The 24504-nt window shown below is 63.2% G+C and carries 22 protein-coding genes, 1 tRNA gene and 1 pseudogene; 9 read left to right on the plus strand and 15 right to left on the minus strand.

The genetic code is table 11. The annotated features are described in order from the left end of the window. Positions 1 to 5: 5 nt before the first annotated feature. The gene (locus H9K76_RS06395; protein ID WP_187598873.1) at positions 6 to 437 is read right to left on the minus strand and encodes a hypothetical protein; all 432 of its coding nucleotides are present in this window, start codon (positions 435 to 437) and stop codon (positions 6 to 8) included. Between the two features lie 27 nt (positions 438 to 464). Next, a complete protein-coding gene (locus H9K76_RS06400) occupies positions 465 to 854 on the minus strand; it encodes a VOC family protein (protein WP_187598875.1) in 390 nt (129 codons plus the stop codon). Between the two features lie 108 nt (positions 855 to 962). On the opposite strand from H9K76_RS06400, the gene H9K76_RS06405 reads away from it, so the two are divergent. Then, positions 963 to 1322 carry a hypothetical protein gene (locus H9K76_RS06405; protein ID WP_187598877.1) on the plus strand — a complete coding sequence of 120 codons (360 nt, stop codon included), beginning with the start codon at positions 963 to 965 and terminating at the stop codon, positions 1320 to 1322. A gap of 102 nt (positions 1323 to 1424) precedes the next feature. Here H9K76_RS06405 and H9K76_RS06410 read toward each other — a convergent pair whose 3' ends face one another. Next, entirely contained in the window at positions 1425 to 1856 is a 432-nt protein-coding gene (locus H9K76_RS06410; protein ID WP_187598879.1) for a hypothetical protein, read from the minus strand. Between the two features lie 351 nt (positions 1857 to 2207). Here H9K76_RS06410 and H9K76_RS06415 point away from each other — a divergent pair, with 351 nt between their 5' ends. The 3 genes from H9K76_RS06415 to H9K76_RS06425 are packed head-to-tail and all read left to right on the plus strand — an operon-like array spanning position 2208 to position 4690. Then, the gene (locus H9K76_RS06415) at positions 2208 to 2552 is read left to right on the plus strand and encodes a hypothetical protein (RefSeq protein WP_187598881.1); all 345 of its coding nucleotides are present in this window, start codon (positions 2208 to 2210) and stop codon (positions 2550 to 2552) included. Positions 2553 to 2560: 8 nt separating this feature from the next. After that, positions 2561 to 4294, plus strand: coding sequence for an RHS repeat-associated core domain-containing protein (locus H9K76_RS06420; RefSeq protein WP_187598882.1), 1734 nt, complete (start codon positions 2561 to 2563; stop codon positions 4292 to 4294). Positions 4295 to 4297: 3 nt separating this feature from the next. Next, a complete protein-coding gene (locus H9K76_RS06425; protein WP_187598884.1) occupies positions 4298 to 4690 on the plus strand; it encodes a hypothetical protein in 393 nt (130 codons plus the stop codon). Between the two features lie 299 nt (positions 4691 to 4989). On the opposite strand, the gene H9K76_RS06430 is transcribed toward H9K76_RS06425, so the two are convergent. Next, a tRNA-Leu gene (locus H9K76_RS06430) sits at positions 4990 to 5074 on the minus strand. 53 nt (positions 5075 to 5127) lie between these two features. Between H9K76_RS06430 and cysM the strand changes: the two genes are divergently transcribed. The 3 genes from cysM (at position 5128) to H9K76_RS06445 (ending at position 7381) form a co-directional block, all read left to right on the plus strand. Next, positions 5128 to 6033, plus strand: a complete 906-nt coding sequence (gene cysM / locus H9K76_RS06435) for a cysteine synthase CysM (RefSeq protein ID WP_187598886.1) — start codon at positions 5128 to 5130, stop codon at positions 6031 to 6033. 83 nt (positions 6034 to 6116) lie between these two features. Further along, complete coding sequence (locus tag H9K76_RS06440; protein WP_187600485.1) at positions 6117 to 6668, plus strand: NUDIX hydrolase; 552 nt, start codon at positions 6117 to 6119, stop codon at positions 6666 to 6668. Between the two features lie 485 nt (positions 6669 to 7153). Beyond that, positions 7154 to 7381, plus strand: coding sequence for a sulfurtransferase TusA family protein (locus H9K76_RS06445; RefSeq protein ID WP_187598888.1), 228 nt, complete (start codon positions 7154 to 7156; stop codon positions 7379 to 7381). 30 nt (positions 7382 to 7411) lie between these two features. On the opposite strand, the gene H9K76_RS06450 is transcribed toward H9K76_RS06445, so the two are convergent. Then, the gene (locus H9K76_RS06450) at positions 7412 to 8740 is read right to left on the minus strand and encodes an aminotransferase-like domain-containing protein (RefSeq protein ID WP_187598890.1); all 1329 of its coding nucleotides are present in this window, start codon (positions 8738 to 8740) and stop codon (positions 7412 to 7414) included. Positions 8741 to 8841: 101 nt separating this feature from the next. On the opposite strand from H9K76_RS06450, the gene H9K76_RS06455 reads away from it, so the two are divergent. Continuing rightward, positions 8842 to 9726: a DMT family transporter gene (locus tag H9K76_RS06455; RefSeq protein WP_187598892.1), complete on the plus strand. Its 885-nt coding sequence runs from the start codon at positions 8842 to 8844 to the stop codon at positions 9724 to 9726. Positions 9727 to 9779: 53 nt separating this feature from the next. Here H9K76_RS06455 and galU read toward each other — a convergent pair whose 3' ends face one another. The 10 genes and pseudogenes from galU to H9K76_RS06500 all read right to left on the minus strand — a co-directional run bounded on the left by galU (position 9780) and on the right by H9K76_RS06500 (position 23374). Then, positions 9780 to 10667 (minus strand): UTP--glucose-1-phosphate uridylyltransferase GalU, encoded by an 888-nt coding sequence (gene galU, locus H9K76_RS06460; RefSeq protein ID WP_187598894.1) that lies wholly within the window; start codon positions 10665 to 10667, stop codon positions 9780 to 9782. A 101-nt stretch (positions 10668 to 10768) separates the two neighbouring features. Continuing rightward, positions 10769 to 13675 (minus strand): valine--tRNA ligase, encoded by a 2907-nt coding sequence (locus H9K76_RS06465; protein WP_187598896.1) that lies wholly within the window; start codon positions 13673 to 13675, stop codon positions 10769 to 10771. A gap of 158 nt (positions 13676 to 13833) precedes the next feature. After that, positions 13834 to 15312: a cytochrome c gene (locus H9K76_RS06470; protein ID WP_246475345.1), complete on the minus strand. Its 1479-nt coding sequence runs from the start codon at positions 15310 to 15312 to the stop codon at positions 13834 to 13836. Positions 15313 to 15323: 11 nt separating this feature from the next. Continuing rightward, entirely contained in the window at positions 15324 to 17111 is a 1788-nt protein-coding gene (locus tag H9K76_RS06475) for a GMC family oxidoreductase (RefSeq protein WP_187598897.1), read from the minus strand. 5 nt (positions 17112 to 17116) lie between these two features. Beyond that, positions 17117 to 17875 (minus strand): gluconate 2-dehydrogenase subunit 3 family protein, encoded by a 759-nt coding sequence (locus H9K76_RS06480; RefSeq protein ID WP_187598899.1) that lies wholly within the window; start codon positions 17873 to 17875, stop codon positions 17117 to 17119. A 114-nt stretch (positions 17876 to 17989) separates the two neighbouring features. Continuing rightward, positions 17990 to 18622 (minus strand): VOC family protein, encoded by a 633-nt coding sequence (locus H9K76_RS06485; protein ID WP_187598900.1) that lies wholly within the window; start codon positions 18620 to 18622, stop codon positions 17990 to 17992. Positions 18623 to 18841: 219 nt separating this feature from the next. Further along, the gene (locus tag H9K76_RS06490; protein ID WP_187598902.1) at positions 18842 to 19810 is read right to left on the minus strand and encodes a tripartite tricarboxylate transporter substrate binding protein; all 969 of its coding nucleotides are present in this window, start codon (positions 19808 to 19810) and stop codon (positions 18842 to 18844) included. Between the two features lie 95 nt (positions 19811 to 19905). Beyond that, the gene (gene acuI / locus H9K76_RS23395) at positions 19906 to 20874 is read right to left on the minus strand and encodes an acrylyl-CoA reductase (NADPH) (protein ID WP_246475490.1); all 969 of its coding nucleotides are present in this window, start codon (positions 20872 to 20874) and stop codon (positions 19906 to 19908) included. Positions 20875 to 21057: 183 nt separating this feature from the next. Further along, a pseudogene (locus H9K76_RS23400) lies at positions 21058 to 22119 on the minus strand (acyl-CoA dehydrogenase family protein); the annotation flags it as partial. A 52-nt stretch (positions 22120 to 22171) separates the two neighbouring features. Continuing rightward, on the minus strand, positions 22172 to 23374 hold the full coding sequence (locus H9K76_RS06500) for a CaiB/BaiF CoA transferase family protein (RefSeq protein ID WP_187598906.1): 1203 nt from the start codon (positions 23372 to 23374) through the stop codon (positions 22172 to 22174). Positions 23375 to 23551: 177 nt separating this feature from the next. Between H9K76_RS06500 and H9K76_RS06505 the strand changes: the two genes are divergently transcribed. After that, positions 23552 to 24394 (plus strand): LysR substrate-binding domain-containing protein, encoded by an 843-nt coding sequence (locus H9K76_RS06505; protein WP_246475346.1) that lies wholly within the window; start codon positions 23552 to 23554, stop codon positions 24392 to 24394. Positions 24395 to 24504: the final 110 nt, after the last annotated feature.

Raw genomic sequence — 24504 nt, forward strand, 5'->3', positions numbered from 1 at the left:
GCTTGCTACTTTCCCTTCGGTGCCTTGCCGACGCCGGCCGAAGCCCATTCATTGCAGGTGGAGATGACCTTGGACCAGGTGGCGTTCATGTGGTCATCCCGCTCTTTCTCGCTCAAGCCGTCATAGGGCTTGGTGTTCAGCAACGCTTCCAGCTGTTCGACCGCCTTGTCACGCACCGCCCTGGATTCGAGCAGGGGATCGACATACTCCTTGCCCGCAGCTCGGTAGGCCAGCTCCCGGTAGTCCGCGGCCTTGGGCACTCCCGGCAGCTGCTTGCCATGGGCATACATATGCTGGAGCAACGCGTGGGAGTTGCAGAGCATCATGGTGTCGGCAAATTCCCGTTGCGGGGCCGTGGGCTCGGCAAGGACGGATGTAGTTGCACCAGCGAGCAGGAGCGCCGCGGCAATGGAACGAAGTGAAGAGGAGATCATCATGGGATTCTGGCAGTGAAGGGCAGGGGATCAGCCCATGGGCGTGCATAACTCGACAAGCGTTCCATCCGGACAGCGGACATAGGCCAGCGTCTGCCCCCACGGTTTCAGCTCAGGCTTCTTGAGGCTGGCCGCGCCCGCGGACACCGCCGTTTCGTAGGCGGCATGAACGTCATCCGTCGTGAGCGCCACCTCGAACCCCAATGGCAGCAGGGAATCGCTCGCTGCAACATACCCCTTGGGGAGGTTGGCCTGGCCCAGCTCGTGCGATGCGAATGCCAACGTGGTCTCTCCCGTGTCCAGTTCACCGTAGTCACCGGACTCATGAAGAAACTTCGTGCGAAGCCCGAACGCCTTGTCGAAGAATTCGAGTGTCTTGGATACCTGGGGAACGTAGATGATGGTGTAGCCGAGTTTCATGCTGGCGATGATAGACGCGTGCGCGGCGGCCAACGGTTTCAAGACGTGGAGCGGCGCGCTGATTGACAATGGGAGCGAAGTGCCAGATTGCACACTCCCGGAAGAACCATGGCGAAGAAAACACCTGAACAGAAGGCCGCAGAAGAGCGCCGCTACGTCGCAGCCTGCGGCGCGGCCAACGCGGAGGAACTGGAGCCTTTCCTGACCGACCCCAACCAGGGCATACGCGCCACGGCGGCCATGAACCCGGATGCGGACGCGGAGATTCTGGATCGCTTTGCCAACGACAGGTTCTGGGGCGTACGCATGGAAGTGGTGGGCAACGCCAATGTCAGCGAGGTCACATTGCGCAGGCTGCTGGAGGCGGATGTCCGCAAGCGAGGAGTGGTGCACCACGCGGCGCGCGAAAAGCTGGAAGAGCGCGGGGCGGTGTTTGGAGTTGATGGGATGCCGAGGGATGAGGCATAGGGATAGCGGGGCCTGCCCTTCGCTTTCTCTCTTTCTTTCTCTTTCTCTCTTTCTTTCTTTCTTTCTTTCTTTCTTTCTCTTTCTTCTGTCTTTCTCTGTCTGTCAGTCCGGATCTTTATAGGACGCCTCGAAGGCATTCCTCGCTCGGATATGAGCGTTGGCGCATTCTGTGGTGATGGGGTCTTCGATGCACTTTCGTGTCGGCTTGTAGTAAGCCTCCCATGCCTTTTCTTTTTGCTGCAGCTTGGCCTGAACCAAGCGCTGGATGCGTAGCTGGGCTTCGACGGCAGCGGCCTCTTTTGCTTCCTTCTCTTCTCGCTGGCGTTGCTGCTCCAACTGCAGCTCGCGCGAGCGGGCAAGCGCTTTTTGGGAGGCATTGCTGCTCGACTCGATGAGATCCTGGCTCATTTTGTTGACAGCATGGACTACGAATTGATAGTAGATGCCATAGGCTGCGAGCGCAAAAACCACGGACGCCGCGGTCCAACCAAACCAGGTGGCAGCATTCTCGTTTCTTCGACGGTATCTCGTCATAAACCCTCCTGGGCCCCAATATACAGAACCTGCGACCTGCAGGACAGAGCGATGCAAACCGGCATGACTTCTGGTGGAAAACGCTTGCAAAAAAATATAGAGCCTGTCTGCTGTCAAAGGACTGAGCGGTAGACCACGGCGCTGACCAAGCAAGCTGCGTGCAAACAAGGGCTACAACTACAAGCAACGGTTCATTGAGTGGTCGTGTTGGCGGCTCTAGGGCTAGTAGGGGTTCCTCCCGCGTCAGAAGAAATCATCTTGAAATAGGATTGTGCAAAAATATTGTAGGTAATTTGTTCATGCCTCCGAGGAATATTAATAATTACCTTAATCATTAGGAGATTTTTACAAATGAAAATATCAAAGAAAATATTAATATTCATTGCCACTCTTTTATTACTCTCTGTGAATGCCTCTGCGCAAACCTATGCGAGTATTTGCATGGACAATCCACCAACGGGATGGCAGTCAGAAAATACTTGCCTACTAAAGCCTCGATTTTTCTCTGAGTTTACTTACTCAACCGGCTATGAAGGCAATCACAGAGGAAGCATTTCAGAAGCCATGGATGCCACTGTTGCGTATTTTTCAAAGGATAGAACAAATATATGCTCAGTTTTCTGGACTGTCGACTCTGCTGTTGAGCCATTAAATCTGGATGCTTGGATAGAGTCTGCTATGACAGCACCGGCCTGATCACTGGCATGGCGTGGAATGGAGCTCCGCTGGTCTCTGCCCTCAAGTGGAGCCCGCTGGGCGTGCCCACGGAGTGGACATGGCCGGGCATCAAGATGTCGCCGACGGATCCATCCGCTCTTCTGGAGAGTCGCCAGTACAACACCGCAGGTCAACTCATCCATAGCGGTTTGCTGGACCTCACATGGGATGCGGCAGGTCGCGTGACCGCCATTGCACAGAGTCACATGATTCCGGGTAGCGGTAGTGATCCCGCGCAGCGTGGCATGGTCTCCAGCAGCTTCAACTACAACGCCACTGGCAACCTCACTGCGAGTGCCCATGCGCTGATGGCCACACCGGCTGTCACGCTACCTGCGGGTGTCACGCTGCCCGACTTGGTCGGCTACACCAGCCTCGGATACAGCTACGACGCCAATGGCAACCGCACGAGCGGAGTTTTCACCAAGGCTACGGGCACCGGGACTCCTCTCACGCTCACACGCACCTATGCAACTACGACGGGCACCAATCGACTGGCCAGTGTCACAACGTCCAGCAGCGCAGGCGGCACTATTCCGGCCAAGACCTATGAGTACGATGCCAGTGGCTCGCTCACCAATGCGGCGGGGCAGTATCTGCACTACGGCGCCAATGGCCGGGTCGCAAAGCTGACGAACACCTCCAGCAGCACCGATCCGCTGGCAGTCAGCTACGTGTACAACAGCTCCAGCCAGCGTGTGCTCAAGACCGATGCGCGCACCGCAGGGACAACATCGTCCGAGCATGCCTTCTACTCTGACGATGATGAGACAAGTCCCCTGGGCTTCTACAGCAGCCAGCGCAGCAGCAACTCGGCAGCACCGGCTGGAGAGAATGACTCGACCGAGCTCCTGTACCTGCCCACTGCGAATGGCCTGATGCCCATAGCCGCGCAGATCAATGGCCGCATCTATGCGATCGACACGGACCATCTGAACACGCCGCGCCGCCTCACCAACGCTGACGGGCAGGTGGCCTGGCAATGGCTGATCACTGGATTCGGCGAGGTGTCTCCTACGACCGGCGCAGGTGGCTACTTACAGCCAGGCAGCACAGTCACCGCGGCGAGCTATGCACCAGCGGTAACGTTCAACCTGCGGTATCCGGGCCAGCAATGGGATCAGGAGACGGGGCTCGCATACAACATCAATCGGTACTACGATGCGAGCAGTGGCAGGTACATTCAGGCTGATCCGATTGGGTTGGATGGCGGGTGGAATCGGTTTGCCTATGTGGGGGGGAATCCGCTCAATGGCACTGACCCACTCGGTTTGATGACGTGGCAAAGTTGGTGGGATGCGTCAGTAGCAGGGTTTCAGTCAGAAACGCCATGGAGCGCGGCTATGCGTGCTCTTGAATCGTGGCCCGTCGGCGCTTCAATGGTCGGAGGTGCTGGTAGGTATATAGCTGGCTTGTCAAAGGCTCCCGCTGCTACTGAAGCTAGTGCATTTTGCTCAGCTAATGCAGGAAGAACCATCAAATTATCCAATGGATTTTATGAAGCCGCAGGTTCTCCGTTTAAATTCTCTGAATACTATTACAAAAAGCTATGGAATACCGGTAGAGGCGCTCCATTCCTCCAGGCAGAAGAGGTGTTGGGGACTGCATCCTCAATTACTCCAGATCGAATGGCGGGTTTTTATAGGTACTTCAATGGCACGCTGGAAATGGTTTACAACCCCACAACACAAGAGGTGTGGCATTTGATGCCTGCGAGATGATTTATGGAAAATATGAGTCTTGAAAAAATTTATCAAAACTACTTGGCGCAAGGGGGGGCATCATCTTTGATGATTGAGCATATGCTGACAAAAAAATCATTCAATTCAACAAACACTGAGCAGTTATTAAATGACTTTTTTGCTGATGACTATTTTTTAAAGTCTTATTGCGATGCATGCATTTCAATATCTCACAGCCCTTTTAATGAAAGCTCTGATGCCGTAAATTTTTTGGTATTTATCCAGGATATTGGTGCACAAGCGTTATGGAAGTACCATATAAATATTGGAGAAAAGCTTGAACGATTTGTTCGATCCTTCGATCGATTGGACATTGAGGCAGAGCGAAAGAGATTGCATCAGGAGATAACGGCAAATAGGTTCGCATTTTTATAATTCGTTCCCTACAACCAAAAGCCACCTGCAACCCCACGTCAGCCGCAAGGGCTGGGGTTCAGGTGGCTTTGCTGTTGGTACCTGCGCCGTGTACTCGCTACGAACTGCGCTGCGTCAGTCGAAATGCGTGAGAGAGCAAGCACCTCAAGCTAGTACCGGCCAAGGTCTTGGATGCAGGGCCAGTTACCTAAACCCCAATGCAAAAAGCCAGCAGACCTGATTTGATCTGCTGGCTTTTTAGGGGAAGCGGTTGGTGAAACTATGCGGAAACTCTATCAAGTTTCATAGCAACAAACCGTTGGTGCCCGAGGCCGGAATCGAACCGGCACGCCTTGCGGCGGCGGATTTTGAGTCCGCTGCGTCTACCAATTCCACCACTCGGGCTATGTATGGCGCGTGAACTCGCTGAAGCGTGAATTATGGCACAGTATTGGGGTATGAAATCCTACCCGACCATCGAGGACGCAATCGGCCAGACTCCGCTGGTTGCGCTGCAACGTATTGGAGCGCCCAACAACGCCGCACGCGGCAATGTGATTCTTGGAAAGCTGGAGGGCAACAACCCCGCAGGGTCGGTGAAGGATCGGCCGGCCGTGTCGATGATCCGGCGTGCCGAGGAGCGCGGGGAGATCAAGCCCGGTGATACGTTGATCGAGGCGACCTCGGGCAACACCGGCATTGCGCTGGCGATGGCGGCGGCCATCAAGGGTTATCGCATGGTGCTGATCATGCCGGAAGACCTGTCGATCGAGCGTGCGCAGACCATGAAGGCCTATGGTGCCGAACTGATTCTCACGCCCAAGAGCGGCGGCATGGAATATGCCCGCGACCTGGCCGATACCATGGTGGCGCAGGGCAAGGGCGTGGTGCTCGACCAGTTCGCCAATGCAGACAACCCCCGCGCGCATTACGAGACGACAGGGCCCGAGCTGTGGGCGCAGACGGAGGGCCGCATCACGCACTTCGTGAGCGCGATGGGCACGACCGGCACGATCACCGGCGTGGCGAAGTTCCTCAAGGAAAAGAACCCGGACGTGAAGATCATCGGTGCCCAGCCGACGGAAGGCTCGCGCATTCCCGGCATCCGCAAGTGGCCCGAGGAATACCTGCCCAAGATCTATGACGCTTCGCTGGTCGATGAGCTGGTGTACGTGACGCAGGACGATGCCGAGGACATGGCGCGCCGCCTGGCACGCGAGGAAGGCATTTTTGGCGGCATTTCGGCAGCTGGCGCCTGTGTGGTCGCGCAGCAGATCTCCGAGCGTGAGGAGAACGCAACCATCGTGTTCGTGGTGTGCGACCGCGGCGACCGCTACCTTTCCACGGGCGTGTTTCCTGCCTGACCTGATGTGATGACATCGATCGCTTCGGTGGCACCTCTTTGGCTGGGCGAAGAAGCACGGCACTCCATGATCCCGCAATGACAATGCAATACGAGACACGTTTCTGTTCCCATTGCGCCACCGCGCTCGAACCCGTGATCCTGATGGAGGATGGCGGCGAGAAAGAGCGGTTGCGCTGCCCGGCCTGCGGCTTCACGCACTGGAACAATCCGACGCCGGTGCTGGCGGCCATTGTCGAGGTGAACGGCCAGATCCTTCTGGCTCGCAATGCGGCGTGGCCGCCGAAGATGTTTGCGCTGATCACCGGCTTCATGGAGGCCGGCGAGTCGCCCACGGAGGGCATTGCGCGCGAGGTGAAGGAAGAAACCAATCTCGATGTGAAGTCGATTTCCATCGTCGGGGCCTACGAGTTCCTGCGCATGAACCAGGTGATCATCGCGTACCACGTAGTGGCCGAGGGTGAGGTCAAACTGTCGCCCGAGCTGGTCGACTTCCAATTCGTGAACCTGGGTGAGCTCAAGTGCTGGCCTGCGGGAACGGGCTATGCGTTGGCCGACTGGCTGAAATCGCGCGGCTATGAGCCCGTGTTTTTCACCGAGGAGGAAAACGCAGAGCGTCGCCGTGGATTGGGGTAGAGGGCACCCCCCTGAGGCGCTTTGCGCCTTCCCCCTTCTCTCTACGCGACTTCGTCGCTCCGGGAAGGGGGACGCAGTCAGTGCGGCGGGGCGGCCCTTGCACGGCTGCTCTCGCGCGGGGCGCGCCAGTTTTTTAGGGCGCGCTCAATTTCTGCAATACGTGGCGGGCATACTATTCCCAACCCAGGCGTGCCGAAACCGACCTGCACGAGCGCAGCGACGTGCCGTATACACCTCTTCCCAACTGACTCGCGGTGGCTGTCTGAACGGAGCGCGCAGCGCGAAGTGAGTTTTACCGCGTGCCCCCGTATTGAAAGCGCATTTTTGGTGACTTTTTGGGCAAGACCAAAAAGTTACTGCCCCGCCGGGGGCACTCCCGGCCTCCGCCCTTAAGCAAAAGACCCGTCGCCCAAAAAGCCCACTCCCCACGCACAGGCGATACGAGTAACACAATGGATAACTGAACAGAACAGCACACGAAGACAATGCAAGTAGACAAAGAAATCGACACCCGCGGCCTGAATTGCCCGCTGCCCATCCTGCGCGCCAAGAAGGCGCTGACGGAACTGGCGAGCGGTCAGTTGCTGAAGGTCGTGTCCACCGACACCGGATCGATCCGCGACTTCCAGGCGTTTGCCAAGCAGACCGGCAACGAACTCGTGGAGCAGCAGACCGTGGGTGATGAATTCATCCACGTGCTCAAGCGCCGCTGATCTGATCCTGGTTTTTTCCCGCTCGCTCCGTCAGTACGCAATCGCATTGCGTATGCTGATCAGCGCAGCGCGCAGTTGTGCGAGCGATATGGAGCCAAGCGCCAGCCGCAGCGCGTGCGGCACCGAGGCCGTGGTCGCATAGGGTTCGGCCGTCGATACCGCGATGCGTTGCTCCTGCAGCAGCGCGGCGGCTACCTGATCGGCGCGCAGGTCTTCGCCCAGCGGAATCCACACATAGTACGAATGCGGATGGCGCACCGTGCGCATTCCCGCGAACACCTCGCTCACGATGGCCTGGCGAGCGATGGCGTCCTCGCGCTTGCTGGCCTCGAGCCGGGCGATGGTGCCGTCCTCCAGCCAGCCGCAGCCCAGCGTGGTCATGATGGCTGCCGTGTTCCAGGTGGTGGCACGGATGCCGCGCTCCAGCGTGGGGATCAGCCGCTGCGGCGCGGCGATGAAGCCGACGCGCAGGCCCGTGGCGATGCTTTTGGAGAGCGCGCTCACATAGATGGTGATATCGGGTGCCAGCGCGGCCAGTGGCGGGGGCGGCGCATCGGCAAGAAACGCATAGGCGGCATCCTCGATGATCAGCAGGCCGTGCCTGCGCGCGATGGCGGCCAGCTTGTGCCGGCGCGTGAGGCTCATCACCCAGCCGAGCGGGTTGTGCAGCGTCGGCATGGCATAAATGGCGCGCACCTTGCGCCGCGAGCACAGGGTTTCGAGTGCCTTCAGGTCGGGGCCATCCCCCGAGGCCGGAATCGGCTGCAGCTCCAGCCGCAGCGATTGGGCGAGCAGCTTGAACCCGGGGTAGGTGAGTGCATCGACCGCCACCACGTCGCCGGGCTTCAGCAGGCCCATGGCCGTGACCGTGAGGCCGTGCTGTGCGCCATCCACGAACAGCAGTTGCGAGGCATCGACCTGCAGGCCGCGTGATACCAGGTGTTCGGCCAGCGTGCTGCGGTCGCGGGGCCGGCCGGCATGGGGCTGGTAGTGCAGCAGCGATTCCAGGTCGCCGGCATTTGCCAGCTGGCGCAGCGCAGTGCGCAGCAATTCGGTCTGTCCGGCGATGAGCGGGCTGTTGAAGGTGAGGTCGGCGTGCTCTGGGGCCTGCGCGGGATAGTCCACGCCCAGCCCGAGCGGCAGCGACAGGTCCTTCACGAACGTGCCGCGCCCCGTTTCCCCGCTGACGAGGCCCATGGCCTGCAGCTCCGCATAGACGCGTGTGGCGGTCACGAGTGCGAGGCCGTGCTGCGCGGCGAGCTTGCGATGCGTGGGCAGCCGGGTGCCCGCGGGCAGGCGGCCTGCGCGGATCTCCTGCGCGAGCTGGTCTACCAGCGTCTTGTATCGGGCATCAGCCATGGCGTGATGAATGTATGCATGACAATTTTTTGATTGTATTGAATGATGCCACTACCATGCGCCTGCTGCAATCGTGCAGCGGACTCTCTATGGAAAGCAAGATGACGACCTTGGCGGCAACAAAGGACTCAGCGGGCAGCGGGTGGTGGAGCGGCCTGTTGGGCGTGGTGATATTCAGCGGCTCGCTGCCGGCGACGCGGCTCGCGCTGCGGGATTTCGATCCCATGTTTCTCACCGTGGCGCGTGCCAGCATCGCCGGGCTGCTGGCGCTGGTGATGGTGCTGTGGCGCAATGAGTCACGCCCGCGGCGTGGTGAATGGCTGTCGCTCGCGGTGGTGGCAGCCGGGGTGGTTGTGGGCTTTCCGCTGCTGACGGCCATGGCATTGCAGCATGTGACCTCGGCGCATTCCATCGTGTTCATCGGGCTGTTACCCCTGGCGACGGCCCTGTTCGGCGTGCTGCGCGGCGGTGAGCGGCCCAAGCGGGCCTTCTGGGTTTTTTCGCTGATCGGCAGTGCGCTGGTCGCCGCCTTTGCTGTGCGCGAGGGTGTCCATGCGGCTCCGGCCGGCGATGCCCTCATGCTGTTGGCCATCGTGCTGTGCGGCCTGGGGTATGCGGAAGGCGGTCGCCTGGCGCGCAGCCTTGGAGGCTGGCAGGTCATCTCGTGGGCACTGGTGCTGTCGCTGCCGCTCATGGCGTTGGCAACGCTATGGTGGTGGCCGGCCGGGTTGGGCGATGTGAGCACGGCGGGCTGGCTGAGCCTGGCCTATGTGGCGCTGTTCAGCATGTTCCTGGGCTTTGTGTTCTGGTATCGCGGGCTGGCGCTGGGGGGCATTGCGGCGGTGGGGCAACTGCAGTTGCTGCAGCCGTTCTTCGGACTGGCGTTGGCCGCGTCGTTGCTGCACGAACCTGTGAGCGCGGCCATGCTCGGGGTGACCGTTGCAGTCGTCCTGTGTGTGGCAGGGGCCAAGAAATTCGCCTCATGACGAGGGCGTCATGAGGCGAGGCGGGTTCGGATGGAGATCGGAGTGCCTGCGAATCAGAGGCTCAGCGTCTTCAGGTAGTCGCGGAAGCTCGCACCCACGTCAGGGTGCTGCAGGGCCAGTTCCACCGTCGCCTCCAGGAAGCCTTCCTTGCTGCCGCAGTCGTAGCGCTTGCCGGCATACTGGAATGCATAGACGGTCTCGGTGGCCATGAGGCGGCCGATGGCGTCGGTGAGCTGGATTTCACCGCCCGCGCCCTTGGGCTGCGTGCGGATTTCCTCGAAGATCGCGGGCGTGAGCACGTAGCGGCCCGCAACACCCATGCGCGAGGGGGCCTTTTCCGGTGCGGGCTTTTCCACGATCTCGTCGATGCGCATCAGCGGTCCGCCCGCGGCCTCACCCTTGACGATGCCGTAGCGCTTGGTCTGCTCCAGTGGCACCTCCTGCACGGCCAGCAGGGAGCGGCCCTGTTTCTGGAACGCCGTGGTCATCTGCTTCATCACGCCGGGGCCGCCCGGTTCACCGCGCATCAGGTCGTCGGCCAGCAGCACGGCAAAGGGCTCATTGCCCACGAGGGGTTCCGCGCACAGCACGGCGTGGCCCAGGCCCAGCGAGCGAGGCTGGCGCACGAACAGGCAGTTCATGTCCGCCGGGCTGATGCTGCGCACCAGCTCCAGCATGGCCTGCTTGCCGGCGTTTTCAAGCTCGTTCTCGAGTTCGTAGGCCGTGTCGAAATGGTCCTCGATGGCGCGCTTGCTGCGACCGGTCACGAAGATCATGTCGCGGATGCCGGCTTCGTAGGCTTCCTCGACGGCGTACTGGATCAGCGGCTTGTCCACCACGGGCAGCATCTCCTTGGGCGATGCCTTGGTGGCGGGCAGGAAGCGGGTGCCCAATCCGGCGACAGGGAAAACGGCTTTGCGAACGCGGGTGTTGTTACTCATGCAGGCTAACCTTGAACTTCAATCGAATCTGGAGAATCTGGAAAAAAGGCGCAGTGGTTGCTGCGCCTTTGTCTTTTATTTACTGAATCAGGCCAAGCATATCAGCCCAGGCGCGCCAGTTGTTCCTTGATGCGCCCGAGGGTTGCGCCCTTCTCGGCAACACGCGTGCGTTCCTGCTCCAGCACCGCGGCAGGCGCCTTGGCGACGAAGGCCTCGTTGCCGAGCTTCTTTTCGGAGCTGGCGATCTCGGCTTCGAGGCGTGTGGCCTCCTTGGTCAGGCGGGCCTTCTCGGCCTCCACGTCCACTTCCACGAACATCGCGAGGCGCGCATCGCCCACCACGGCCACGGGCGCATTCTGCGCCTCTGCGGCCCAGGCGGCTTCATCGTCGAACACCTTCACCTCGCTGAGCTTGGCCAGGTTCTGCAGCACGGCGGCGTTGTCGCGCAGGAACTTCGCATCGGCCTCGGAGCTGGCCACCGCCAGCAGCGGCAGGCGCTGTGCGGGGGACACGCCCATCTCGCCGCGCAAGGTGCGGCAGGAGTCCACCATCTGCTTGATGCGGCCCACGTAGGCGATCGAGCCCTCGTCGATCTTCGACGGCTGGGCTTCCGGGTAACGGGCGACCGCCACGGACTCACCCTGCAGGCCGGCCACGGGAGCGACCTTCTGCCACAGCTCTTCCGTCACGAACGGAATGATGGGGTGGGCGAGGCGCAGGATGGCTTCGAGCGTGCGGATCAGCGTGCGGCGCGTGGCGCGCTGCTGCGATTCGTTGCCTGTCTGGATCTGCACCTTGGCGATTTCGAGATACCAGTCGCAGAACTCGTTCCACACGAATTCATAGAGCGTGCTCGCCACGTTGTCGAGGCGGAATTCCGCGAAGCCCCTGGCGACCTCGGCTTCCACCTTCTGCAGTTGCGAGGAGATCCAGCGATCGGGCTGGCTGAAGTGCATGTAGCCCGCGAACTCGCCGCCGGGCTGGCATTGCTCCTTGGTGTGCTCCTTCAGGCCGCAGTCGTAGCCTTCGCAGTTCATCAGCACGAAGCGGCTGGCGTTCCAGAGCTTGTTGCAGAAGTTGCGGTAGCCCTCGCAGCGCTTGGAGTCGAAGTTGATCGAGCGGCCGAGCGAGGCCAGGGCGGCGAAGGTGAAGCGCAGGGCGTCGGCGCCGTAGGCGGGAATGCCTTCGGGGAACTCCTTCTGCGTGTTCTTGCGCACGGTAGGTGCGGTCTCGGGACGGCGCAGGCCCTGCGTGCGCTTGTCGAGCAGCGGCTCCAGCGAGATGCCGTCGATCAGGTCCACCGGGTCCAGCACGTTGCCTTCGGACTTGGACATCTTCTTGCCCTGTGCGTCGAGCACCAGGCCGTGGATGTACACGTGCTTGAACGGCACGCGGCCCGTGAAGTGCGTGGTCATCATGATCATCCGGGCGACCCAGAAGAAGATGATGTCGTAGCCCGTCACCAGCACGGAGGAGGGCAGGTAGAGGTTGTAGTCGGAGTCCGCGGCCGTGCCCTGCTCGGGCCATCCCATGGTGCTGAACGGCACGAGGGCGGAGGAGTACCAGGTGTCGAGCACGTCGGCGTCGCGCGTGAGCTTCTTGCCCGGAGCCTTGGCCTGTGCCTCGGCCTCGTTGCGAGCGACGATGCAGTTGCCGTCCTCGTCATACCAGGCAGGGATCTGGTGGCCCCACCAGAGCTGGCGCGAGATGCACCAGTCCTGGATGTTGTTCATCCACTGGTTGTAGGTGTTCACCCAGTTCTCGGGCACGAACTGAACCTGGCCGCTTGCCACCGCATCGATGGCCTTGGCGGCGATGGACTTGCCGGTCGGGTCGCCTTCGCCCACCTTGGTCATGGCCACGAACCACTGGTCGGTGAGCATGGGCTCGATGACCTGGCCGGTGCGCGTGCAGATCGGCACCATGAGCTTGTGCTTCTTGATCTCGACCATCAAGCCGGCGGCCTCCAGATCGGCCACGATGGCCTTGCGGGCCACGAAGCGATCCATGCCGCGGTACGTCTCGGGCGCGTTTTCGTTGATGGTGGCCGCGAGCGTGAGCACGCCGACCATCGGCAGCTTGTGGCGCTGGCCCACGGCGTAGTCATTGTTGTCGTGCGCGGGCGTGACCTTCACCACGCCGGTGCCGAACTCGCGGTCCACGTAGTCATCGGCAATGATGGGGATCTCGCGGCCCACGAGCGGCAGCGTCACGGTCTTGCCGATCAGGTGCTGGTAACGCTCGTCCTCGGGGTGAACCATCACGGCCACGTCGCCCAGCATGGTTTCCGGGCGGGTCGTTGCCACCACGAGCTGGCCCGAGCCGTCGGTGAGCGGATAGGCGATGTGCCAGAGAGAGCCGTCCTTCTGCTCGTTTTCCACTTCCAGGTCGGACACGGCGGACTGCAGCTTCGGATCCCAGTTCACGAGGCGCTTGCCTCGGTAGATCAGGCCCTGTTCGTACAGGCGCACAAAGGTCTCGGTCACCACCTTGGAGAGCTTGTCGTCCATGGTGAAGTATTCGCGGCTCCAGTCCACGGTGTCGCCCAGGCGGCGCATCTGCGTGGTGATGGTGTTGCCGCTCTTTTCCTTCCATTCCCAGACCTTGGAGACGAAATTCTCGCGGCCCAGGTCGTAGCGGCTCACGCCCTGGTCCTGCAACTGGCGCTCGACCACGATCTGCGTGGCGATGCCGGCGTGGTCGGTGCCGGGAACCCAGGCCGTGTTGTAGCCCTTCATGCGGTAGTAGCGCGTGAGGGAGTCCATGATCGTCTGGTTGAACGCATGGCCCATGTGCAGCGTGCCCGTCACGTTGGGAGGCGGCAGCTGGATGGAGAAATTCCTGTGTTCGGCGACCGACTCCGCATTCGGCGCGCCCGTGCCGCGGTAGCCCGCGCTGCCGTAGCCGCGCTTTTCCCATTCGGGACCCCACTGGGCCTCGATGGCTGCGGGTTCAAATGATTTGGAGAGGCTGTCGAGGCCTGGTTGTGCAATCTTGGAGTCGCTCATGGCAATGCAATGAAAAACGGCATCCCGTGGGATGCCGTTGTGGCAATGGTCGGAGGGTTGGCACCATTTTATGCGTTCTGGAAAGTGCCTGTTGCCTGCGGCTGAACACCCCTCTCACCTTCGCCCTCTCGCCTCCGTTCACTCCCTTTCCGTTCCTTTCACTTGGCCGCTGCTCGCTCCGAGACCGGCCTGGCCTGCTCGCCCAGCGGTTTTCTCACCTTGGCCACCTGCGCCGACGTGACTGCTTGAGCGTTGTTGCCCCAGTTGCCGCGCACAAAGGTGCTCACATCGGCCACCTGTTCGTCCGTGAGACGCCAGGCGAAGGCCGGCATGGTGAAGGTGGAGGGCCGCGTGGTGGTCGGCGGCACGGTGTGGCCCTGGAGCACGATGGCGATCACGTTCTGCGGGTCGCTGGCAAGCACCGCGCTGTTGCCGGCGAGAGCGGGGAAGACCTGGCTGTAGCCCTTGCCGTCGCTGCGATGGCAGGCCGCGCAGTTGTCCAGGTAGAGGGCGCTGCCGCGCTGGCGGGTGTCGCCGCGCCAGAGCGCGTTGGCGGTGTCCGGGCTGGCCGCGAAGGCGGTCGCCGCGTTGCCGCTGCCGTCCTTGCCGGGGCCCAGGCTCTTCAGGTAGGCGGCGATCGCCTGCAGGTCGCTGTCGCTCACGTATTGCGTGCTGTGCTCGATCACCTCGCTCATGCCGCCGAAGACGGCGGTGTGGTCGTTGCGGCCGGTCTTGAGCAGCGCCACGATGTCCGCCGCGCTCCAGCTTGCGAGCCCGGAGGCATCGCCCCGCAGGCTCTTGGCGGTCCAGCCGTCCATGGGCTGGTCGCTGCCGGAGAGGAACAGCGGGTCGGCATCGGTCAGCGCCTTCTCGGCCATGGTGACGGAGCGCGGCGTATGGCAGGCTCCGCAGTGGCCCAGTCCTTCGACAAGATAGGCACCGCGCACCTTGGGGTCGGCCGTCGGCGCCACGGCGGCCGCCTGGACCTGGACCTTGGCGGGGTCCGGCGCAAACATGGCGCGCCAGAGTCCCATCGGCCAGCGCATGGACAGCGGCCAGGTGATGCCGTTCCTCGGCGGGTCCGATGCCACCGGCTGCACCTTCTGCATGAAATAGGCGTACATGTCCTTCATGTCCTGATCGCTCACCCGCGCATAGGACGGGTAGGGCATGGCGGGGTAGAGGCTGCCTTTTTTCTTGTCAACGCCATGGCGCACGGCCTGGTCGAAGTCTTCGAAGCTGTAGCTGCCGATGCCATGTTCCTTGTCCGGCGTGATGTTGCTCGAATACATGGTGCCGATGGGCGACGCAAAGGGCGCGCCGCCCGCGAATGGCTTGCCGCCTTTCACGGTGTGGCAGGCCACGCAGTCACCCATGCGCGCGAGATACTCCCCACGCACCAGCGGGTCCCTGGAGGTGGCGCCTTCGATGGGCGGCGCGGGTCGATGCGGCTCGGCCGTCACCATGGGCTGCGGGCCCACCTGGCCCAGGGGCGCGGTGACATTGGATGACACGGGACGCGCGGCGGCGGTGTCCTTTTGCGCCCAGGCGCTGATTCCGGCAGCGCCCGCGGCCAGCACGGTCATCACCAGGCCGACGCGCGCCACCACCGTCCAGCTCGGGGTGTTGTGTTTCATGCTCATCGTCTTCAAGCCTTGAGTAGTGCGCCGGGCTGTTTCAGATACTGGTCGCGAATGGCTCTTGCGGACCAGTAGGCCAGCGCGGCGACCAGGCCCGTCGGGTTGTAGCCCAGCCCCTGCGGGAAGGCGGACGCACCCAGTACGAATACGTTGTGCACGTCCCAGGACTGCAGGTAGCGGTTCACCACGCTGGTGCGAGGGTCGGAGCCCATGATCGCGCCGCCGTTCAGGTGGGTGGTCTGGTAGCTGTTGGTGTCGAAGCGCGAGCCGTCCTTCTTGCCCGAGAGGCTCATGGCCTTGCCGCCCATGGCCTTGGCGATGGCGCTCATCTTGTCCTGCATGAAGAGGTTCATCCTGATGTCGTTGGGCTGCCAATCGAAGGTCATGCGCAGCAGCGGGTTGCCGTAGGCGTCCTTGTAGGTGGGGTCCAGGCTCAGGTAATTGGCACGATAGCTCTGGTGCGCACCGTGCGCATCCATGGAGACGTGGTGCGTATAGGCCTCGGCCACGGCCTTCTTCCAGCCGCTGCCCCAGCTCGGCGTGCCGGGTGGCGCGGTGGTTCCCGAGATGGGCTTCGTGCCCGCCTGGTTCACCCAGAACGGCGATCCGCCGACGAAGCCCGCGGGGCCGTGGTCAAAGTTGTCGGCATTGAAGTCGTCCACGGCAATGCCGTTGCCGCCCGCACCCATGAAGGGGTTGGTCGTGTGCTGGCTCTTGTCGAAAAAGACCTTGATCGTCGCCATGTTCTGGTACGCAAAGTTCCTGCCGACCACGCCGGTGTTGGTTTCGGGGTCGTAAGGCTTGCCGATGCCCGAAAGCAGGAGCATGCGCGCGTTGTTGAACTGGAACATGCAGACCGCCACGATGTCGGCGGGCTGTATGGTTTCCTGCCCGGCGGCGTCCACATAGGTCACGCCCGTGGCTGTCTTGCCGTCGGCGGCCAGGTTGATGCGCGTGACCTGGCATTGCGTGCGCAGCTCGAAACGCGGATCCATGCGCAGCGCGGGCAGGATGTTCACGTTGGGCGAGGCCTTGGAATACATGTAGCACGCATAGCCGCTGCAGAAGCCGCAGAAGTTGCAGGGCCCCATCTGTGCGCCATACGGGTTCGTATAGGGGCCGGAGGTGTTGGCCGAAGGCATGTTGTAGGGGTGGTAGCCCACCGCCTCGGCTGCCTGGCCGAACAGCCTGGCCGAGACGGAATTCATCTGTGCAGGCAGCGGGAACGGGTGGGATCGGTCGGGCGCAAAGGGATTGCCTCCCTGGCCTGCACCCACATTCCGGCCCTTGACCGTCCAGGCCGTGCCGGAGGTGCCGAACACCTTTTCGGCAAAGTCGAAGTAGGGCTCCAGTTCGTCATAGGTCACGCCGAAATCCTGGATCGTCATGTCCTCGGGAATGAACTTCCTGCCGTAGCGCTCTTCGTAGTGGCTGCGCATGCGCAACTCCATCGGGTCCACGCGGAAGTGCACACCCGACCAGTGCAAGCCTGCGCCGCCGACGCCGTTGCCCGGCAGGAAAGCGCCGAGCTGGCGATTGGGCAGTGCCGTGTCCCTGGCCGTGTGGCGGATCGTGACGGTTTCCCTGGACAGATCCGCGAACAGCTTCCTGCGCGAGTTGTAGGTCAGCTCGTCCATGGTCTGGGGGTAGATGCCATCGGGATTGGTGTCCTGCATCGGCCCGCGCTCCAGCGCCACCACGTCGAGGCCGGCCTCGGTCAGTTCCTTGGCGATGATCGCGCCGGTCCAGCCGAACCCGAGCACCACCACGTCCTTCTTGGGCAGAGTCTTTGCCATCTTGCTTATCCTCTCTGGCCTTCGATGGAAACGGGGGGCTGGGGGTAGGCTTCGTCGCGCTCGATCCAGTCCATGAAATCCGCGCGTGCGCCGGGAAAGCCGATGAGCTTCCAGCCCACCATGTCCTTGTTGCCTCCGTGGATGGGGTCGCTGAAGAAGCCTTCCCGGGTATTGCCCCAGAGCATGGAGAAGAAGGTGCGCGAGGGCAGGTTCTCGAAGCCATCGGCTCCGTGCTCCATGGCGGCAAGCGCCTTGTCCTGCTGCTCGGGCGGGAGATCCGCAAAGGCCTTGCCCAGGTTCCGGGAGCACCACTGGTTGGCGGCGCTGATGCCGAGGCGGTAGATCTCGCGCACATTGAGCTTGAGCTGGTAGCCGAGCTCCGGCGGCGCGGAAGGCTCGAACGGGCCCTGCATGTACCAGTTGGCACCCGAGGCGTAGGGCGTGTTCATCTGCCGGTCGATGAACTCGGGAACGCCGGCCTCGAGCGCGCCGGGGCCGAGTTCATCCTGGGGGATCAGCCGGGCGACGGCGGCCTGCACGAAGCGGTATTCGTCGGCGCTGAAGTAGCTGGGGTGGTAGTCGGCGGCCCTGGCGAGGCTGGTGTTCACCGCGGGCCCGGGCACCTCGGGAAGGTGGTTTCCGCTGGAAGCCACCAGGGCGGTGGCTCCGCCGGCTGCCGCAAGCGCGGTGACGGGGACGATGGGCAGCGACTTGCGAAAAAATGCCCGGCGCGCTGGGTTGCCGGGCTTCTCGTTCTGGATCATGGGGGCGTTCGTAGGGGCCAATGGCTGAATCATTGACGCCGTGAACGCTCCCCTGATGTAGGTTCGGACAAATTTGTCCTGTAGGACGTTCTGTGCTCTGGAGCCAGGGCTGCGTCAGGCCTCTGCGTCCGGCACGAACTCCGGTCGATCATTGCTTTGCGGCTTGAGTGGCTCCTGCTCCAGACCCGCGGCACGCTCCTTGCGCCACTGTTGCTTGCGCGCCGTCCACTCGGCCAGCCGGGCGTGCGCGGTGCGGCTTTCGCGGGCCATCAGGGCGTCGCTGGCCAGTTGCGCCGACAGCTCGAGGCGGATGCCGTTCGGGTCGAAGAAATAGATGCTCTTGAAGATGTGGTGGTCGGTGACGCCCAGCACCTCCACGCCGTGCGCCTCAAGCCGCGCCTTGGTGTTCTGCAGTTCCTGCACCGTATCCACGCGGAAGGCGATGTGGTTCACCCACAGCGGCGTGTTGGGCGAGGGCAGGGCCTTCTCGTCGTCGCCGATGTCGAAGAAGGCGATGAACGACCCATCCTGGAGGCGGAAGAAGAAGTGCGTGTAGGGGCAGTACTCGCCTGTCGACGGCACGTAGTCGCTCTGGATGATGTGGTAGAGCGGCAGGCCCAGGATGTCCTCGTAGAAGTGCCGGGTTTCCTCTGCGTCACGGGCCTTGTAGGCGTAGTGGTGCAGCTGCTGGATGGTGGCGGGCTCGGGAAGTTGCTTCAGCGCGGCCGCGGAAAGAGGGGCGTTCATGGATGGCTCCTTGGATGGTGATGATTATTCTACTAATCGAAATTGATTTACGAAAGAGAAATAAATCACACGGGGTCATGGGTGGTGGACAGCCGCACGGCTGGATAGACCGGCCCTGCCTCCCGCACCGTCCGGCGCAGACGAAAAAACGGCGTGCAACCCGCGGATGTCCGGGTTGCACGCCGTGTGAGGAACTGGAGGTCCTGCTGCCCTGCGCGATCAATCCACCTTGATGCCCTCGGCCTTGATGATCTCCGCCCAGCGCCTGGATTCGCTGCGCACCAGGCCTTCGAAGTCGGCGGGGCTGCTGTTGACGATGTTGAACCCGTCGTTTTCCATCTTGGTCTTCACGGCCGGATCGGCCAGCGTCTTCTGCAGTGCCGCCTGGACATGCTGGAAAACAGGCTTGGGCAGGCCCGCGGGAGCCATCATGCCCACCCACGACTGCGCGGTGTAGCCCGGGACGGCGGAATCGATGGTGGGCAGGTCGGGCAACTGCTTGATGCGCTCCCTGGTGCCGATCGCCACCACGTTGGCCTGCCCCGACTTGGCGTAGTTGATCACCGTGGGCAGGCTGCCGATCACCATGTCCACCTCGCCGCCGAGCAGCGCCGACAGCATGGGGCCGCCGCCGCGGTACGGCACATGGGTGAGCTTCACGTCGGCCGCGCGCGCGAACGCCACGGGCTGCAGGTGGTTGGAGCCGCCCACGCCCGACGAGCCGTAGTTGATCTGGCCGGGGTGGGCCTTGGCGGCCTTGATCAGCGCCTCGGCCGAGGTGAAGCCGGATTTCTTCGAGGTGACCAGCGCCATCGGCATGGTGCCGATCAGGCTCACATAGTCGAACGACTTGAAGGTGTCGTACTTGATGTCATAGAGGCTGCTGTTCACCGCGTGCGAATCGAACACCAGCAGCAGCGTGTAGCCATCGGGTGCGGCGCGTGAGGCCTCGTAAGTGCCGATGGTGCCCGAGGCGCCGCCCTTGTTGTCCACCACCACGCTCTGGCCGATGTTCTCGGCAAGCTTCTGCGAGATGGTGCGGGCCACATAGTCCACCGAGCCGCCGGGCGGGAAGGGCACGATCAGCCGGATCGGCTTGGTGGGGTAGTTGCCTTGCGCGAAGGCACCGAGGCCGGTGGCGCACAGGGCGAGCGCGATGGCGCTGCGTGTGAAGATGCTGCGTTGCATGGTGTTGTCTCCTTGGGTTTCTTGTGATGGGTGTTCCGTGGTCGATCGTTGAAGCGGTATGTATTCCCGGCTTCGGCCGAATTGCGGTATGGGGCTCAGCGGTTCACGTCCACGACGACGCGTCCCCGCACCTTTCCGGCCAGCAGTTCGCCGGCCAGCGGAATCACTTCCGACAGGCCGATGAGGCGCGTATTGCCGGCCAGCACTTCGGCAGGCAGCTCCTTCGCGAGGCGATCCCACGCGGTCTGGCGACGCGGCATCGGCGCATACACGCTGTCCACGCCGATCAGCGAGACGCCACGCAGGATGAACGGTGCCACCGAGGCGGGCAGGTCCATGCCCTGCGCCAGCCCGCATGCCGCCACCACGCCGCCGTAGCGCATGGTGGCCAGCACGTTGGCAAGCGTGTGGCTGCCCACGGCGTCGACCGCGCCGGCCCAGTTTTCCTTCTGCAGGGGCTTGCCCTGTGCGCTCAAGGCCTGGCGATCCATGACGGCGCTGGCGCCCAGCGCCTGCAGGTGGGGGGCTTCCTCCATGCGGCCGGTGGATGCAGTCACCATGAAGCCCAGGTGCGACAGCAGCGCAATCGCGATGCTGCCGACGCCGCCATTGGCACCAGTGACCAGCACAGGGCCGGATTCGGGCGTGAGGCCGTGCGACTGCAGGGCCATCACGCACAGCATGGCGGTGTAGCCGGCCGTTCCGATCGACATGGCCTGCTCGGCGCTCATACCCTCGGGCTGGCGGATCAGCCAGTCGGCTCGCGTGGTGGCATATTGCGAGAGGCCGCCCCAGTACAGCTCGCCGGTCCCCCAGCCATTGAGCAGCACCGCATCGCCCGGCTGGAAGCGCGGGTCGGCGCTGCGCTCGACCACGCCTGCGAAGTCGATGCCCGGCACCATCGGGTACTTGCGCACCACGGGCGACCTGCCGGTGATGGCCAGCGCATCCTTGTAATTCATCGTCGAGTGGCTCACGCGTACCAGCACTTCGCCGTCGGGCAGGTCGGCCTGGCCCAGCGTGCGCAGCTCCGCCTGGTGGCTGCCGCCTTCGGGCTTGGTGATGAAGACGGCCCTGAATTGGTCCGTGGCCTGCGTGCCCGCCCCAGTCACGGTGCCGGTGACCGTGGGTGGCGTGCTCCGGGCCTGGAGGTGGCTGCGCGCATAGCGCTGGGACAGCGTGACGCCCAGCCGGTCCCGCATGATTTCGTTCGAGCCGTCGGCGAGGCATAGCGCCTTGGCCGCAAGCAGCTTGCGCGTGAGTCCTTCGCCATGGGCCATGCCGCGTGCGCCCAACGCCTGGATGCAGGCCGCGATCGCGTCCAGCGTCTCGTTGCCTGCATACAGCTTGGCCATGGCGGCGGCTTCCACGGCGTCCTCGCTGCCGCTTGCGATCAGCGCGGCAGCGCGATCGATCAGCATCTGCAGGATGCCGTCGACCATCGAGACATCGACCAGCGACCAGCGCAACCCCTGCTGGTTGAGCACCGGCTGGCCGAACACCATGCGCGCTGCCGCATGCGCGGAGGCCTGCGACAGCGCGCTGCGCAGCATGCCCGACGCCATGGCCGCCACATGCACGCGCGCCTTGTTCACGCCCGCCATGGCCTGCTTGAAGCCGGAGCCCGGTGCATAGAGCATGTCGCTGTCTGCCGCGATGTATCCACTCAGTTCGAAACCGCCCACGCCGCCCATGGCGATGCCGTCCATCGGGCGATCGACGATGCGGCGGCACTGTGGCACGTCCAGCCGCACGATGAAGCAGGCGATGCCAGCGGCACCCTGCGCCGCGTCGGTCTGGGCGAAGACCAGCGCGACTTCGCAGCCCTGTACGTTCGCGATCCATTGCTTGGCGCCGTTCAGCTCCCATCCTCCGTCCACCCTTGTCGCCGTCATGCGGATGGCCGCGAAGTCGCTGCCCGCGCCGTCCTCGGTCATCGCGGTGCAGCCGATGAGCTCGCCGCGCAGCATGGCCGGGACGTATTTCGCGCGTGCCGCGTCGGTGCCGCTCTCGGCGATGCGCAGCACGGCGTTGTGGTGGTTGATGAAGCCGAACGCAAAGCCGAAGTCGACGGCGGCCAGCAGTTGCGCGGCCTCGATGCGTGCCTGAAACGGCAGGCCGAGCCCGCCCTGGTCGGCGGGCACCTCCATGCCGCCCAGGCCTTCGCGGCAGGCCTGGCGGATGGCGTCGCCCGCCCAGGACTGCTCGTGGGCCGGCCGCGCGGCCAGGGGCGCCACCACGCGGTCCGCGAAGGCGCGCAGGGCGGCAGCGAGCTGTGCATTGCTCTCTATGCGGTGTGCTGAAGTCATCTTGTCTCTCGTATGTCTTGTGTCTCTTGGGTCTCTGGAGGCTTCCGCGGGATCAGGCCTCGGCGGCGGCTGGCATGCGGATGGCGCCGGAGCGCGCCAGCGCCGCGATCCGTTCCTCGGAATAGCCGGCGATGCGCTGCAGCACGCAGGCCGTGTCCTGCGCGAAGGCCGGCGGGTAGGAGAGCTCCGGCATGCCCGTGAACTTGAACGGATTGCCGAGCAGCTTCACCGTCTCGTCGGAGCCGGGGCGCGGCACGTCCTCCACCATCCGCCTGGCGGTCGTCAACGGGTGTTCGAGTGCTTCCTCGACGTTGTGGACCAAGGCGGCAGGCACGCGCGCCTGTCGGAAGACGGCAAGCCATTCCGTCGATGTGCGCGTACGGATGGCCTCGCCCAGCTCCTGCGTCAATGCCTCGATGTTGGCGATGCGCGCGGCGCCCGTCGAGAAGCGCTCATCGGTGGGCAGGTGGGGCTTGCCGATGGTCTCGCACAGCTTGATCCAGAAGGGCTCGCCGGTGGGTGCCAGCGCGATCCACTTGCCGTCCTTGGCCAGGTAGGTATCGCTGGGCGCGATCATCGCGTGGCGCGCGCCCGTGGCCCTGGGCAGGGGACCACCCGTGAGCCAGCCCTGGGCCTGCCAGGTGAGCATGGCGATCTGCGCGTCGAACAGCGAGACCTGGACGGCCTCGCCCTTGCCCGAGGCTTGCGCCTTGGCGAGCGCGGCCGCCGTGCCCAGCGCGAGATACAGGCCCCCGACGAGATCGGCTGCCTGGTAGCCAAAGCGCACCGGTTTCCCGTTCTCTTCGCCGGTGATGCTCATCACGCCGCTCATGGCCTGCAGCATCAGGTCGAACGCCGGCGCGTCGGCCCACTCGCCCTGGTCGTGCAGGCCGATGAGCTGTCCCACGACGATGCGCGGATTGATCGCGCTGAGCGTCTCGAAGTCGAGGCCGAGCCGCTTGGGGACCGAGGGTGCGAAACCATAGATGACGGCATCACATTCGCGCACAAGGTCATTGAGCGCCTGCTTGCCCTCGGTCGACTTGAGATCGAGCGCGATGCTCTGCTTGCCCCGGTTGACGGACAGGAAGAACGGCGTGTCGCCCGATTCCAGCACCGGTGGAACGCGTCGCGCGAAATCGCCCTCCAGCGCCTCGACCTTGATGACCTCCGCCCCGAGCTGTGCCAGAAGCTGGCCCGCGAACGGGCCGCCGAGCACCCAGCTGAGATCGAGAATGCGTTTGCCTGAAAGCATGAAAACCTGTCTCCACTAATAAAAATACTCACATCGAAGTGCTGTTTGGAAATTAGACAGCGAGAGATTTGGCAAATCAAACGATATAAACTGAGATGTCTTGTTAGTAAATCTCACAGCATGCACAAGCTCCCGCCACTGTCTTCGATCCGTGCCTTCGAGGCTGCCGGACGGCTCATGAGCTTTTCCCGTGCGGCCGATGAGCTGTCGGTCACTCACGGCGCGGTCAGCCATCAGATCAAGGCATTGGAGGAATGGGTGGGGGTGCCGTTGTTCCGCCGCCTGGGCAAGTCGATTGCGCTCACCGACCAGGGACGGCTGTACCTGGACTCGATCAGCCCCGCGCTGGCGGCGATCGCCTCGGCGTCGCGCAGCATCAGCGTGCACGAGGTGCTGCGGGTGAACGCGCTGCCCACGATCACGATGCGCTGGCTGTTTCCGAGGCTCGCGCAGTTTCGCGCGCTGCACCCGCACATCGAGGTGCAGATCAGCACCGGGCTGGAGCCGATGAGCAGGCTGCCCGCCAACATCGATGTGGTGATCCGCCGGGAGCCGCACGACGTGACGGGATTGCACAAGGCGCGCGTGGTGTCGGAGACCGCGTTTCCGGTCTGCGCGCCGGGGCTGCTCGAGCGCCTGCCTCTCAAGGACATCGCCGATCTGCAGCATCACACCATCCTGCATTGCCCGGCGCGGCGCGCGGCATGGGACGAGTGGCTGACCATGGCGCACCACAGCCGCGTGGTGCCCGCGCAGTCGCTGGAGCTGGAGCATCTGTATTTCTGCCTGCAGGCGGCCATTGACGGCATCGGCGTGGCGATGGGTTACTCCACCCTGGTCACCACGGACCTTGCCGCGGGGCGGCTGGTCGCTCCGTTCGGCCCCGTGGTGCTGCCCACGCCGGGCTATTTCCTGATCACGCGAGCGGAGCGACAGCACGATCCCGTGGTCAAGACATTCTGCGACTGGCTTCTGGCGCAGGGCGCGGAATTCGATGCGCAGATGGCCGCTGCGGCATGAGCCCCAGAGTGAGCAGTGAGCCAAGGCACGTCTCGGAGCTGAACTACACTCCAGACGACGTTCCGAATCCTTCACCAGCGAGCCGCGTGCCGATCCGCCGGACTGTGCGC

This window comes from Diaphorobacter ruginosibacter, from assembly GCF_014395975.1.
GTDB classification, from domain to species: Bacteria; Pseudomonadota; Gammaproteobacteria; order Burkholderiales; family Burkholderiaceae_C; genus Diaphorobacter_A; species Diaphorobacter_A ruginosibacter.

What these genes read in the sequence shown, in the direction of transcription:
- H9K76_RS06395 (WP_187598873.1), bottom strand. Translation starts at nt 437, where the DNA reads ATGATGATCTCCTCTTCACTTCGTTCCATTGCCGCGGCGCTCCTGCTC.
- H9K76_RS06400 (WP_187598875.1), bottom strand. Translation starts at nt 854, where the DNA reads ATGAAACTCGGCTACACCATCATCTACGTTCCCCAGGTATCCAAGACA.
- H9K76_RS06405 (WP_187598877.1), top strand. Translation starts at nt 963, where the DNA reads ATGGCGAAGAAAACACCTGAACAGAAGGCCGCAGAAGAGCGCCGCTAC.
- H9K76_RS06410 (WP_187598879.1), bottom strand. Translation starts at nt 1,856, where the DNA reads ATGACGAGATACCGTCGAAGAAACGAGAATGCTGCCACCTGGTTTGGT.
- H9K76_RS06415 (WP_187598881.1), top strand. Translation starts at nt 2,208, where the DNA reads ATGAAAATATCAAAGAAAATATTAATATTCATTGCCACTCTTTTATTA.
- H9K76_RS06420 (WP_187598882.1), top strand. Translation starts at nt 2,561, where the DNA reads ATGGCGTGGAATGGAGCTCCGCTGGTCTCTGCCCTCAAGTGGAGCCCG.
- H9K76_RS06425 (WP_187598884.1), top strand. Translation starts at nt 4,298, where the DNA reads ATGGAAAATATGAGTCTTGAAAAAATTTATCAAAACTACTTGGCGCAA.
- cysM (WP_187598886.1), top strand. Translation starts at nt 5,128, where the DNA reads ATGAAATCCTACCCGACCATCGAGGACGCAATCGGCCAGACTCCGCTG.
- H9K76_RS06440 (WP_187600485.1), top strand. Translation starts at nt 6,117, where the DNA reads ATGCAATACGAGACACGTTTCTGTTCCCATTGCGCCACCGCGCTCGAA.
- H9K76_RS06445 (WP_187598888.1), top strand. Translation starts at nt 7,154, where the DNA reads ATGCAAGTAGACAAAGAAATCGACACCCGCGGCCTGAATTGCCCGCTG.
- H9K76_RS06450 (WP_187598890.1), bottom strand. Translation starts at nt 8,740, where the DNA reads ATGGCTGATGCCCGATACAAGACGCTGGTAGACCAGCTCGCGCAGGAG.
- H9K76_RS06455 (WP_187598892.1), top strand. Translation starts at nt 8,842, where the DNA reads ATGACGACCTTGGCGGCAACAAAGGACTCAGCGGGCAGCGGGTGGTGG.
- galU (WP_187598894.1), bottom strand. Translation starts at nt 10,667, where the DNA reads ATGAGTAACAACACCCGCGTTCGCAAAGCCGTTTTCCCTGTCGCCGGA.
- H9K76_RS06465 (WP_187598896.1), bottom strand. Translation starts at nt 13,675, where the DNA reads ATGAGCGACTCCAAGATTGCACAACCAGGCCTCGACAGCCTCTCCAAA.
- H9K76_RS06470 (WP_246475345.1), bottom strand. Translation starts at nt 15,312, where the DNA reads ATGAAACACAACACCCCGAGCTGGACGGTGGTGGCGCGCGTCGGCCTG.
- H9K76_RS06475 (WP_187598897.1), bottom strand. Translation starts at nt 17,111, where the DNA reads ATGGCAAAGACTCTGCCCAAGAAGGACGTGGTGGTGCTCGGGTTCGGC.
- H9K76_RS06480 (WP_187598899.1), bottom strand. Translation starts at nt 17,875, where the DNA reads ATGATCCAGAACGAGAAGCCCGGCAACCCAGCGCGCCGGGCATTTTTT.
- H9K76_RS06485 (WP_187598900.1), bottom strand. Translation starts at nt 18,622, where the DNA reads ATGAACGCCCCTCTTTCCGCGGCCGCGCTGAAGCAACTTCCCGAGCCC.
- H9K76_RS06490 (WP_187598902.1), bottom strand. Translation starts at nt 19,810, where the DNA reads ATGCAACGCAGCATCTTCACACGCAGCGCCATCGCGCTCGCCCTGTGC.
- H9K76_RS06500 (WP_187598906.1), bottom strand. Translation starts at nt 23,374, where the DNA reads ATGCTTTCAGGCAAACGCATTCTCGATCTCAGCTGGGTGCTCGGCGGC.
- H9K76_RS06505 (WP_246475346.1), top strand. Translation starts at nt 23,552, where the DNA reads ATGAGCTTTTCCCGTGCGGCCGATGAGCTGTCGGTCACTCACGGCGCG.